The organism is Methylobacter sp., from assembly GCF_030680395.1.
Classification (GTDB): Bacteria; Pseudomonadota; Gammaproteobacteria; order Methylococcales; family Methylomonadaceae; genus Methylobacter_A.
Genome location: NZ_JAUXVR010000005.1, coordinates 154484 through 167201 on the forward strand (window position 1 = coordinate 154484; position 12718 = coordinate 167201).

The following is a 12718-nucleotide window of genomic DNA, read 5'->3' on the forward strand; positions in this document are numbered from 1 at the left end:
CGCTCCTTACTCACATCCCTGGATTCAATGAAACAGCGCTTGCAAAATTTCATCTGCACCTTGGGCTAATAAGTCCTCAGCAATCATTTTGCCGATAGCTTCAGCCCTGTCCAGGCCGCCTGTCCGTTCAGCCCGGTAAATCAGGTTGCCGTCAGGACTGCCGACCAAGCCGCGCATAAACAGTTGCCCATCCTGCAATTGCGCAAAACCGGCAATCGGTACCTGGCAGCCGCCATTTAAACGTGCGTTCATTGCTCTTTCCGCCATCACACACAGCCCGGTTTCGCTATCATGCAACGTACTCAACATCTCATTGATTTCCGGATCGTCAATCCGACATTCTATGCCTATAGCGCCCTGGCCAATTGCCGGCAGGCTGACGGAGGTATCCAGGCATTGCGTAATGCGTTCAGCCATGCCCAGTCTTTTCAAACCGGCCGAAGCCAGAATAATGGCATCGTATTCACCGCTATCCAGCTTGGACAGGCGGGTGTTGACGTTACCTCTTAACGACAATATTTCAGCTTCAGGGTAAAACTCTTTAATCTGGCATTGTCTGCGCAAGCTGGACGTACCGATTCTGGCATTAGCCGGTAAATCGTGTAACGTCGCATAATGATTGGAGACAAAAGCATCGGTCGGGTCTTCGCGGATTAAAATGGCCGCCAAGTGCAGGCCTTCCGGAAACTCCACCGGCACATCTTTCATGGAATGCACGGCAATATCGGCCAAACCTTCCAACATGCCCTGCTCCAACTCTTTGACAAACAATCCCTTGCCGCCAATCTTGGCTAAAGGCGCATCAAGAATCTTGTCGCCCTGCGTGGTCATTTTAACCAATTCAGTCCTGCATCCTGGAAATGTCCGCTCCAAACGCTCTGCAACGTGCTCTGCCTGCCACAACGCCAAAGGACTCCGGCGCGTCGCAATACGAATAATTTTTTCAGTCAAAAGAACACCATTCATTTTCAACAATAAATTACGTTATTGTAACCCGTGTAAGTTGATGACGGTTAATCGAACTTTAATTACTTACCCGCACGAATGCAGGTAAAGAACGGAAGCTTTGCCTACAAGGATGTAAGTAAGGAGCGTTAGCAGGAGTGTAAGCTTTCGCTGTATAATTTGACCCAATAGTCAACTTACAATGAAACCGCCATGACCAACGTTAATTCCGACAAACTTTCCAGCGCCCGTTTTGCCCAGGCAACCGATGCCTTTGTAGAGGTATTTACCGCCTCTGTCGATTTTGACCAACGTATGGCGCAACAAGACATTGAGGGCTCAATCGCCCATGCCAAAATGCTTTGCTCTTGCGGTATTCTGATCGAACAAGAACGCGACGCTATTATTGACGGCCTGACCCAAATCAGCCGGGAAATAATTAATGGCGAATTTGTCTGGTCGATCAAGCAGGAAGATGTTCACATGAACATTGAAGCCCGCCTGACCGATTTAATCGGCATTGCCGGAAAAAAACTGCATACCGGACGTTCCCGTAATGATCAGGTAGCGACGGATATTCGCCTTTACCTGCGCAGTGAAATCACCCAGATTTTAGGCCAACTCACGCGCTTGCAAACAGCCATTCTGGATTTGGCGGAGCAACACGCCGATACCATCATGCCGGGCTTTACGCATTTACAGGTCGCCCAGCCAATTACTTTCGGCCATCACCTGATGGCCTGGTTTGAAATGCTCAGCCGCGACAGGGAAAGGCTGCAAGATTGCTGCAAGCGCGTCAATATTATGCCTTTAGGCTCTGCGGCATTGGCTGGAACCAGTTACCCGATAGACCGCCAGATGACTTCCGATTTACTCGGTTTTAGCCGTCCTTCGGCCAACTCGCTGGACTCGGTCAGTGACCGTGATTTTGCGATTGAGTTTACGGCGGCCGGCAGCTTGATCATGATGCATTTATCGCGTTTTTCCGAAGAACTGATCTTGTGGTCCAGCGCCCAGTTTGACTTTATCGAGATGCCTGATGCCTTTTGCACCGGCTCATCAATCATGCCGCAAAAGAAAAATCCCGACGTACCGGAACTGGTGCGTGGCAAGTCAGGCAGGGTAACCGGCCACTTGGTTTCACTGCTGATGCTGATGAAAAGCCAGCCGCTGGCTTACAACAAAGACAATCAGGAAGATAAAGAACCGCTTTTCGATACCGCAGATACTTTAATTAATTGTTTGCGGGCTTACGCCGATATGATCCCCCACATCGAAGCCAAAAAAGCCAATATGTATAGCTCAGCCAAACGCGGCTTTGCTACGGCCACCGATCTTGCCGATTATCTGGTACGCAAAGGCATGGCCTTTCGTGATGCCCATGAAGTCGTGGGCCTAGCCGTACGCTTAGGATTAGAAAGCCAACGCGACTTATCCGAGCTGTCCCTGCCAGAGCTACAGCATTTTTCAAACTTGATTACCGATGATGTTTTTGATTATTTAACGCTGGAAGGCTCGGTCGCGGCTCGTAAACACATTGGCGGCACAGCTCCCGACACGGTCAAGCTCGCCATCCAGACAGCACGACAAAGCATAATTTCAGTATAAAAAACGCTTCCACTATGATCAAATCACACCAAGAGCGCCCCATCCATTTAGGTTCGCCCGGCGAAGAAATCAGTATCCAAGACCTCCAAACAATCAAACACCGTTTTAAGCGTTTGAATCAGCTTCGTGAACAGCGTATTCAGGAGTTTCTACAACCACGTCAACAAGCATTCTTAGATTTATTGCCGTTGCTTTTTCATTGCAATTTTCCTATGTTACCTGGATTCATTTCCTCGACGACACCCGCAGGGATGCCTGAATATAATCCAGGCATCCGTACTATAAATGCAGCCAAACAACTTGCAAAAAATTTCAACTATACCCGTATAGCTTCGCATATTTACCCTATTGAAGGTCTGTTCTTAATGGGTAGTGTCGGCAGTATCGCTTTTTCAAAAACCAGCGATATGGATATCTGGTTATGCCATCAATCCGATTTGTTATCCAGCGCCATTGATGAGCTGCAAAAAAAAGCCACTGCAATAGAGAATTGGGCTGCATCGCTAGGATTGGAAGTGCATTTCTTCCTAATGGACAGCAAACAATTCCTGCTCGGTCAAAACACTCCGATTTCCACAGAAAGTAGCGGTCAGACACAGCATTATTTACTGCTTGAAGAATTTTACAGAACAGCAATTTATATCGCGGGGAAAAGCCCTGCATGGTGGCTGGTTCCTCCTCATGAAGAGGGAAACTACACACGCTATATCAAGCATTTAATAGATAACCTGTTCATTCCCGAGCATGAGCTTATCGACTTTGGCGGCTTCGACGCGGTTCCGGCTGAAGAGTTTACCAGCGCCACCCTTTGGCATCTTTATAAAGCCCTGCATTCACCGCACAAATCACTATTGAAACTGCTATTAATGGAATGCTATGCCAGCGAATACCCTCAGACTGAATGGCTGTGTCAGGACATAAAAAAATCCGTTTATCAGGGCAACTATATGACGATCGATCTCGACCCGTATTTGCTCATTTATCAAAAAGTCGAAAAATATCTGCAAAAAGCTCATAGCCATGGAAGATTAGCCCTAGCTCGTCAATGTTTTTATTTAAAAGTGATGGGATCATCCGACAATACCATGGACTCTCAGACCAGAGCCACCAGGGAAAAATATATGCAATCTATCGCTACAAACTGGAATTGGCCCATATCTACTATTGATAACTTTAAATATCAGCGACTCTGGAATATAAAAAAAGCAACATCGGAACATGCCGTTATTGTGCAACAACTGACCCACTGTTACCGTATGATTATGGGATTCGCCAGAGACCATGTAACCCAAAACCAGGAAAACAGCAATGATCTGAGATTGATAGGCAGAAAGCTTCATTCCTTTTTGGAAAAAAAGCCGGGTAAGATTGAAATCATTACTACGCGTTCAGAAGTCCACTCAAAAGAAAATACATTATCTATCGTAGAAAACCGCCTTCCCGGTGGCGACGATGGCTGGGCTTTGTACCTGAAAAACGTGCAGATGACCAACTCCGCAGATTTTGGACCCATACAAAAATGCCGGACTTTAATCGAAATTCTTTGCTGGCTGATCATCAATGGCCTCTATCACAAACAGCTACAGCTCCAGTTCAGTTCACATTCACTCAAAATGCCGAATGAAGAGCTGCATTCAACCTTGACTCAGATCAATCTTTTCTTAACCCGGAACTTTAACTACGACCCCCCACTGGAAACCTACCAAACCCTCAAGGTGCAGCTGAGTTCACTGATTATTATCAACATGGGAATATCAGATGACGACGGCCTGTGCGTTATGAGTGAGCGTTCTGATGCGTTAAGTTACGGGATGGGCCGTCAATGCTTTATTCAAACCATAAACAGGATTTCACTGTCCAGCTGGGGCGAAATCACAACCAGTCAGGATGAGGGTGTAGACGGGCTATTTAACTGTTTAACGGACATCATTAATAACAACAAAAAACCGCTGTCTCTGAGCGACCTGAAATTTATTTGCCATACTCGGGCTCGGGCCAAAGGTATTATCCTCCGCGTTGAAACGGTATTTAGCACCTTAGTTAAACTTTTTTCCAAACAACACCATAATCGCTCACCCCGTTATATTTTACCTGGAGGAACGTCGTTTTATGTCTTTCAGACTGCCAATAAAACCCTAAGTTACAAAGAACTAACAACAAAAAAACTACTATTAAACGAATTAGCCAGCCCTCAGGAACAGTTCAGCACCATTCATTTTGACCAAGCCGTCCTCGAAAACACGCCTATCCATCTTATTTACTCCCTGAATAGACCGCAAGTAATTCAGCTTTTTTACTACGAAAGCAAGGCGGACATCAGCGTCTATATTGTTGATGAAAAAGGAGCCTTATATACGCAGCAGCACAACAAGGCAAACCCTGGTCACCTGCTAAAGCAATACTCCATTTTTTTAGAATCGCTCCTCAACCGCAATCTTTTTGAAACTTTTTTGACCATTGAGTATTACGAAATCAAGAAAAGCCCTACCGGTATCTTTTCTTATAATCCGGTACAGCTAAAGGCAACATCCTCAAACCAGGAATTAAGCTTACGCATCACAGGGGAAGATACTCACAAGGGTATTGTCTATTCAATCTACTGTAATGAAAAAGAATTTTCCTCGCTAGACCACGGCAACCAAGTCTTTTATGCCGCTTATCAACATATACTCCAATTTAGAAACGGTAAGATTAATTATCCGATTCATATTACTGACATAGACCTGCCACTTTCTGCATTCCGCATCGATAGTCCGGAGAAACTGCAAACCATTCATTATTTAAACTACAAACAAAAAATAGAAGATAAATTTAATATTTAATCTTACCTGCCACTTTCAGCTTGTTTTTTGAATTAAGTCTTCTGCCTGGAATAGCGGGTAACATATGAGATAGCCTTGATATACTCACAATTTTGGGTTTTCAAGAAAAGGAAGCCAGCGCTTCCAAACCTTCTGCCGGTGCTTTGAATCCTTGAAAAGCGGCACACAGATGACACGAATTTGGCTGATAATCAATAAGAAATTGATTACGTCTAAAAAATCGAAAAATACCGGGAAACTTTGACGGAATTGTTTATAAAGAACGGAATTTGGTCGAACGATTTTTTGAATTCCCGCCAAATTGCAACGCGATATCAGCGATTAGCAAGAAATTATCAAACTATGTTCAGCCTCGCGTCTACTGTCATTTGGCTTAACTTAGAATGCTCTTTAGGAGTCGCTGAGCCCCTATCATGAGATAGCAGTGTGGAAATAAGCTGAGCAGAGAACGAATGCCATGCGTATTTCCAACTTACCTTGGCAAATACCCAGCCCCACCGTGAGCGGTTTTTAGCGATGAGGAACAGCAGTGTAACTGACTCTCGTTATTGACTCAAATCCAGCAGCACCATTCTTCTCTCCGCAGTCAATGCAGTTGACCGGCATACTACATATAAACCGCATTCAACAGTGACTCAATGTAACCATATCAGTTGAAAGTATTCCCCAAAAATAGCCTGAAAAATTAAAATCTTTCAGGCTATTAAGGTGTAATCTTTATTGCACGATAACTCTCGGACTGGAGACTAGAGCTATCAAGTGATCAATTAAAGTTTCAAGAAGTTAGTTTTGTCCAACAGTGATAACTTTTAAAGCATTGGTGCCACCCGGTATCCCTTCCAGATCGCCTTGAGTGATAATGAATGTGTCGCCATCCGCAGCAACTCCACGTCTTTTTAGTTCCGCAATGATAGCCCGGTTTACTTCAGCATGATCGCTAAGGTCATGGATGAAAAGTACCGGAAAAACGCCGCGATACAAAGTGACTTTACCAAGCGTTTCTTGTCGAGGGCTAAGTGCAAAAATTGGAATACCCGAACTGATCCTGGACATCCATAATGTTGTAGAGCCTGATTCGGTTAACGCAGCAATACCATGTATTTTGGTATGGTTAGCCAGATACATGGCAGACATTGCAATGGCTTCATCGACACGCTCAAATTGAAGCTCAACACGATGCCCGGAGACACGAACCTTGGGTTGCTTTTCTGCTTCAATACAAACGCGATGCATTGCTTCAATCGCTTTAATTGGGTGTTTACCAGACGCAGTTTCTGCTGATAGCATAATGACATCGGTGCCGTCATAAACTGCATTGGCAACATCAAAAACTTCGGCACGAGTAGGAATCGGGTTGTCGATCATTGACTCCATCATTTGTGTGGCGGTAATTGCAACACGATTTAGTTCTCTAGTGCGTTTGATCAGCATTTTCTGCACAGCAGGCAAGTTAGCGTCACCAATTTCGACACCAAGATCACCACGAGCAACCATGACGGCATCCGATGCCAGGATGATTTCGTCAATAACATCCAAGGCTTCTGCTCGCTCAACTTTAGACACTATACCGGCATGACAACCTTCAGCAACCAACAGACGACGCGCCTCATGAAGGTCTTCAGCGGTGCGTGGAAAGGAAATGGCTACATAATCGCATTTCATTATCGCAATTGTTTTGATATCTTCCTTGTCCTTGTCGGTTAATGCAGCCGCAGAAAGGCCACCGCCTAACAGGTTGATACCTTTGTTATTAGACAGGTCACCACCAACGATAACGGTACAGTTAACGCGCATATTTTCAACATTGACCACGTCAAGTACGATACGTCCATCATCCAATAACAGTCTGCTGCCTGGTTTGACTTCTAAAGCTAATGGTTCGTAAGTAATGCCAACTTGAGTATTGTCGCCAGCCATCGGATCAAAATTGATGTCCAGAGCAAATTTTTGCCCCTCATTTAAAAACACCTTGGTATCTTTAAAGCGAGCAATGCGAATTTTAGGCCCTTGCAAATCAGCCAAAATACCTACCAGCCTGCCGGTTTTTAAGCTAAGTTCACGAACAGCGTTGGCTCTGTTGATGTGGTCTTGAGCAGAGCCATGTGAAAAGTTCATACGAACAAAGTCAAGGCCTGCTGCAAACATGCCTTCAAGTACACCAGGCTTATCCGTAGCAGGACCCAGTGTTGCTAAAATTTTGGTTCTTCTTAACATTTTATGTGGGAAATCCGTTATTTTGCGTTGACTAAAGCAATTGTCGTATCCAGCATACGGTTTGAGAAGCCCCATTCGTTGTCATACCAGGATAGAACCTTTACAAGGTTACCATTCATGACTTTGGTCAATGCTGAGTCATAAATTGACGACGCCGGGTTATGATTAAAGTCGATTGAAACCAGTGGTAAGCTGTTGAATTCCAGAATGCCTTTTAAAGAGCCTTCGGAAGCTGTTTTCAGTATTTGGTCGATTTCTTCTTTGCTGGTATTTCTGGCCGCTTGAAAGGTTAAATCAACAACAGAAACATTAATAGTTGGTACGCGCATTGCGAAACCATCCATTTTCCCAACCAGCTCAGGCAATACTAAACCAACAGCGGCAGCTGCACCGGTTTTTGTAGGAATCATCGATTGCGTGGCTGAGCGAGCTCGGTGTAAATCACTGTGATAAACGTCAGTCAGAACCTGATCGTTGGTGTAAGAATGAATAGTAGTCATTAAACCATGTACCACGCCAACTGTATCGAGCAGGGGTTTAACTAATGGCGATAAACAGTTGGTTGTACAAGATGCATTAGAAATGACGGTATCTGATGCTTTGAGAACATCATGATTTACGCCGAAAACTATAGTTGCATCTACATCGTTGCCGCCGGGAGCTGAAATAATAACTTTTTTTGCGCCAGCAGCAATATGCGCGGATGCCTTGGCTTTACTGGTAAATAAACCGGTGCATTCATGAACGGCGTCAATGCCTAACTCTCCCCATGGCAGTTTTGATGGGTCTCTTTCCGAGAAAACCTTAATCTTATCGCCGTTGATAACGATGTAGTCACCATCAACACTTACTTCGAAAGGAAATTTTCCATGCACCGAATCATATTGAGTCAGGTGTGCATTTGTTGCAGCGTCGCCTAAATCATTGATTGCAACAATTTGAATTTCATTGGTACGACCAGCTTCATATAATGCACGAACGATATTACGTCCAATACGGCCATAACCATTGATTGCAACTTTAATTGGCATAGATTTTCTCCAGAGTGATGAAATGAAAACTTACAAAAACGGATAACCTTAAGGTTTCCGATAAACTGTTTAATTATATCAAAAATTAAGATGATTAGTCTATTGACGTAGAAAACCTCCCAAGGCAAACGCATATAAAAATATTCAAAAACAACATGCTATAGGGTTATAGTGCTGTTTTTTTGCAAAGAAAGCAGATGAATCCATGCTTTGTAGAACATTTTTCAAAATTACCTGATCCCCGAATAGAGCGTAATAAGCTCCGCAAGTTAATGGACATCATTATTCTTACAATATGTGCAGTGACCAGTGGTGCGGAAGGTGGGGAAGATATGCCGATTTTGGTCGCAACCAATTAGATTGGCTCAGGCGTTATATTCCGCTAAAGAATGGCGTTCCATCCCATAACTGTATAGCGTATGTTATCTCAAGATTATCGCCCAAAGGCTTCCAAGACTGCTTTATCAGTTGGACGAAGAGTATGTATACACAAACTGAGGGTGAACTCATCAGCGTCGATGACAAAACAGCGAGTGCGTCACGGGATCGTAAAAAACAGAAACCCGCTGCATATGATGAGCGCCTGGAGTTCTGCAAACCGACTGGCTTTAGGGTAGGAGGAGGCAACGGAAGTTAAATCGAACTTAGATTCAGCTCATAAGTGCAATCAGCACTAATCGGAAAAGAAAAAGGTTAGCTGATATAGTTTTACGCTTTTTTCAATCCGACCAAAGACGAGAAAGCGCATGAGAAACTATAAACAGCTAAGCCAGGCACAAAGATACCAGATTAAGATATTAATTACAGAGGGGAAAAACCAGAAAGAGATAGCAGAGTTATTGTGCCTATCGGGATCTACCGTGTGCCGGGAGCTGAAACGCAATCGAGGCAAAAAGGGCTACTTCCCACAGCAGGCGCAAATAAAAGCGGATAAGCGACGGGCTCAAGCTGCAAAAGCACTAAAAATGACCGCAGAAGTGATCGTTGAAATTGAAGCTTAAGTCCGTTTGGACTGGAGCCCGGAGCAAGTCTCGGGGAAGCTGGAAATCACAATCAGCCATGAGCGCATTTATCAGCCTATCTGGGCAGATAAGCAGTGCGGCGGCACTTTGTATCAGCATCTTCGGCACAGCAACAAGAAACGCAAAAAGCGATACGGATCAAAGGATAAGCGCGGCCAGATCAGGAACCGTATCAGTATCGACGAACGCCCTGAGATCGTTGCGCAAAAGACCCGTCTCGGCGATTGGGAAATCGATACCGTGATCGGCAAGAACCATCAAGGCGCCTTAGTGACGATAGTGGATCGATTTTCCAAGTTCACCCTGATAAAAAAGGTAGCGAGCAAACATGCCGAAGGGGTGACTGAGGCCACTATTTATTGCTGCAGCGTAAGCGCCCAGCCATCCCATTTACAAAATAGCTTTCACCTCCGGCATCCTGTGATTTTTTTGATCAGGAGGTGGCTATGGCCGTTACATCGAAATGGCGTCAGTACATTGAAAGGTGGCAAAGCAGCGGTTTATCTTAGGCCGAGTATTGCGTGCAGCAACGCATCAATGTCCGGACTTTTACAGCGAGACTGAGCGAGTATCGCAAACTGCCTGCGGCAGATTCGATTGCTTTAGTGCCGGTGCAGATTGAGCCGACTGAGTCCGTCTCTGTGGCTACACCTGCGGCAGCGGTCATCGTCTTTACCCATGTCCAAGGTCATCGGCTGGAGCTTTCGCCGTCGGTGTCGGCTGGCTGGGTGGCAGAGTTGCTACGATGTCTGGCTTGATCGACACGCCGGCGCAGATTTGGTTAGCGGTGGCGCCGGTGGATATGCGGCGGGGCTTGCATGGCTTGTCGGCCATAGTTCAGCAGAGCTTGGGGCATTCGCCCTGTGCCGGATCGGCTTTTATCTTTCGTAATCGTACTGGCACCCGTTTACGGTTGTTGTTGTGGGACGGCAATGGCGTTTGGTTGTGTCAGCGCAGTTTGCACCAAGGGACTTTTGTGTGGCCCAAGGTCGGCGATGCGGTGTTTGCGATGACGTCGAGCCAATGGCAATGGTTGGTTGCCGGTGTCAATTGGCAGCGGTTATCAGCTCAGCCCCAAGCGGAATGGCGGGTTTGAATGAGAGGCAAAACGAGGCAGTAAAAACCTGCTGAAACTCATTAATATCAAGGCTTTCAGCCGGTGATTTAGGTATAATAACAGCCATGAATCCGCTGACAAAACTTGAGCAATTGAACCTGGAACCGGCTGCCAAAACCGAAGTGGCGGCGATGCTTCAGGCGTTCCTCGATCAAGCGATCCAGGATGCCAAAGCCATCCAAACCAAAGACGTCAAAATCGAGGCACTGACCTTTGAGCTGGCCTATTACAAGCGTATCCGCTTCAGTCGCAAGAACGAAAGCCTGACCCCGCTGCAGCGGGATGTGTTTGAGGAAACCTGGACTACCGATCTATTGGCCATTGAGGCCGAAGTCGAACAGTTGCAAGACAAGAGCCCTTGCGAGACGTTGGCTCGCCCCAAACGCCCTCGCGCCGGTCGTCAACCGTTACCCGATCATTTGCCACGCATTGACCATCGCCACGAACCTGAATCCTGCACCTGTGGCCAGTGTGGCAATGGCTTAGAAGCTGTTTTGAAATTCGTTTTTCCGCCCATAAGCTATAAATTTTTACAACGAAATCGTAGTATGAGCCAAAAAAACGTTATCCGAGCAATTTGAGTGATGGAGCATGGCGTTATTTAAAGCCGCCTTTACCTGAGTCACTGGTAGGCAGGCCACGGCAATTGAGTCTTCGCCAAGTGTTGAACGCTATCCTTTATGTGTTGAAGACAGGCTGTCAGTGGCGTCAGCTACCACGAGAGTTTCCCCACTGGACGGCAGTCTATTATTATTTCTATCGCTGGTCATGTAATGGCACCTGGAGACGTCTCCATGACTTACTGCGGTCAAGATTGCGGCAAAAACTGGGCCGCCACAAACATCCGACCGCAGGTTGCTTGGATAGCCAGAGCGTTAAAGGCACGGCAACACCCGGAGTACGGGGCTACGATGCGGCGAAAAGCGTCAATGGACGCAAGCGCCACCTATTGGTCGATACGCTGGGCCTGCTGTTAGTGGCATGGGTGACAGTTGCCAGTGTGCAGGACCGCGATGGCGCTCGCCTGTTGCTACGGCATCTACCCGGCAGTTGCAAAAAGTTACGTAAGATTTGGGTGGATGGCGGCTATAGTGGTCGTTTGGTTCAATGGACCGCTGAATGTTTTAAATTTTGCCTGACGGTAGTCTTGCGTCCAAAAGAAACGCGCGGTTTTACTTTGCTGCCCAGGCGCCGGGTCGTCGAACGAACATTGGGTTGGTTAAACCATTCGCGTCGTCTCAGTAAAACCTATGAACGACTGATTCGCACCGATGAAGCTTGGATTTACATCGCCATGACTCGCATCATGGTGAATCGTTTGGCTTGAAGCGGTAATTTCCAAACAGATTCTTAGTAACTATATCGCTAACATGACTTCAAGCATAGGCACTTCCCATTGCTCTACTTTACAGCGCGATTGGTATTGCTCTTCACTATCCGTTTTATAGCGAGTAATCATAGCGATAACGCTAACCGCTTGTACTTTGTTGAGCATACTCTGCCATTGTTCCTGAGCACTCTTTGATAATATAGCGATAATTAAATCGTTATGCTGTACCACAATTTTACCGTCCCACTGATTTAGCGTAACATTTTCACCTGTGTTAAGACTGGCTAAAGCTTGATGAATGGGATTTTTTTTAGCAAAGCTTCCGGCATAACTTAAATCAAAATCCTTCAACCCCAGTACTATGTATTTTATATTTCCTAAAAGGATGCCTAGTAGTCAGTCATATTGAAGTGAAGCGATAATTTATGATATAGCTATTGACTTTGGTGTAGTGAGGTTTAGTCATGCCAGCCATTAAATATAAAGTCAATTTGACCGACGAAGAAAAACTTCAGTTGGAAGCCTTTGTTCATCAAGGTAAAAGCGCCGCTCGCAGCCAAACGCGAGCTCGCATTCTGTTAAAAGCCGCCGCCGGTGTTCAGGATAAGGACGTCATCCAGGCGCTGGAC

The 12718-nt window shown here is 45.8% G+C and carries 11 protein-coding genes and 1 pseudogene; 8 read left to right on the forward strand and 4 right to left on the reverse strand.

Going from position 1 to position 12718, the window contains the following annotated elements; genetic code table 11:
* Positions 1 to 24 precede the first annotated feature (24 nt).
* Entirely contained in the window at positions 25 to 966 is a 942-nt protein-coding gene (gene hemC / locus Q8L79_RS01300; RefSeq protein WP_370869848.1) for a hydroxymethylbilane synthase, read from the reverse strand.
* A 192-nt stretch (positions 967 to 1158) separates the two neighbouring features.
* On the opposite strand from hemC, the gene argH reads away from it, so the two are divergent.
* Entirely contained in the window at positions 1159 to 2553 is a 1395-nt protein-coding gene (gene argH / locus Q8L79_RS01305; RefSeq protein ID WP_305267306.1) for an argininosuccinate lyase, read from the forward strand.
* Between the two features lie 14 nt (positions 2554 to 2567).
* Entirely contained in the window at positions 2568 to 5375 is a 2808-nt protein-coding gene (locus Q8L79_RS01310) for a class I adenylate cyclase (RefSeq protein WP_305267307.1), read from the forward strand.
* A gap of 783 nt (positions 5376 to 6158) precedes the next feature.
* Here Q8L79_RS01310 and pyk read toward each other — a convergent pair.
* Together pyk and gap are read right to left on the reverse strand one after the other, a co-directional pair.
* The gene (gene pyk / locus Q8L79_RS01315; RefSeq protein WP_305267308.1) at positions 6159 to 7589 is read right to left on the reverse strand and encodes a pyruvate kinase; all 1431 of its coding nucleotides are present in this window, start codon (positions 7587 to 7589) and stop codon (positions 6159 to 6161) included.
* Between the two features lie 17 nt (positions 7590 to 7606).
* Positions 7607 to 8620 carry a type I glyceraldehyde-3-phosphate dehydrogenase gene (gene gap, locus Q8L79_RS01320; RefSeq protein ID WP_305267309.1) on the reverse strand — a complete coding sequence of 338 codons (1014 nt, stop codon included), beginning with the start codon at positions 8618 to 8620 and terminating at the stop codon, positions 7607 to 7609.
* A 272-nt stretch (positions 8621 to 8892) separates the two neighbouring features.
* On the opposite strand from gap, the pseudogene Q8L79_RS01325 reads away from it, so the two are divergent.
* The 6 genes and pseudogenes from Q8L79_RS01325 to Q8L79_RS01350 all read left to right on the forward strand — a co-directional run bounded on the left by Q8L79_RS01325 (position 8893) and on the right by Q8L79_RS01350 (position 12086).
* A pseudogene (locus Q8L79_RS01325) lies at positions 8893 to 9257 on the forward strand (ISAs1 family transposase).
* Positions 9258 to 9366: 109 nt separating this feature from the next.
* Positions 9367 to 9621, forward strand: a complete 255-nt coding sequence (locus tag Q8L79_RS01330; protein WP_305267311.1) for a helix-turn-helix domain-containing protein — start codon at positions 9367 to 9369, stop codon at positions 9619 to 9621.
* Positions 9622 to 9627: 6 nt separating this feature from the next.
* Positions 9628 to 10206, forward strand: a complete 579-nt coding sequence (locus tag Q8L79_RS01335; RefSeq protein ID WP_305267314.1) for an IS30 family transposase — start codon at positions 9628 to 9630, stop codon at positions 10204 to 10206.
* Between the two features lie 181 nt (positions 10207 to 10387).
* Complete coding sequence (gene tnpB, locus Q8L79_RS01340; protein WP_305267316.1) at positions 10388 to 10738, forward strand: IS66 family insertion sequence element accessory protein TnpB; 351 nt, start codon at positions 10388 to 10390, stop codon at positions 10736 to 10738.
* An 86-nt stretch (positions 10739 to 10824) separates the two neighbouring features.
* Positions 10825 to 11340, forward strand: a complete 516-nt coding sequence (locus Q8L79_RS01345) for a hypothetical protein (protein ID WP_305267318.1) — start codon at positions 10825 to 10827, stop codon at positions 11338 to 11340.
* A complete protein-coding gene (locus Q8L79_RS01350) occupies positions 11337 to 12086 on the forward strand; it encodes an IS5 family transposase (protein ID WP_305267319.1) in 750 nt (249 codons plus the stop codon). The genes Q8L79_RS01345 and Q8L79_RS01350 overlap by 4 nt, the downstream gene beginning before the upstream one ends.
* Positions 12087 to 12116: 30 nt before the next feature.
* Here the strand turns inward: Q8L79_RS01350 and Q8L79_RS01355 are convergent, their stop codons facing one another.
* On the reverse strand, positions 12117 to 12440 hold the full coding sequence (locus Q8L79_RS01355) for a hypothetical protein (protein ID WP_305267321.1): 324 nt from the start codon (positions 12438 to 12440) through the stop codon (positions 12117 to 12119).
* Positions 12441 to 12718 lie beyond the last annotated feature (278 nt).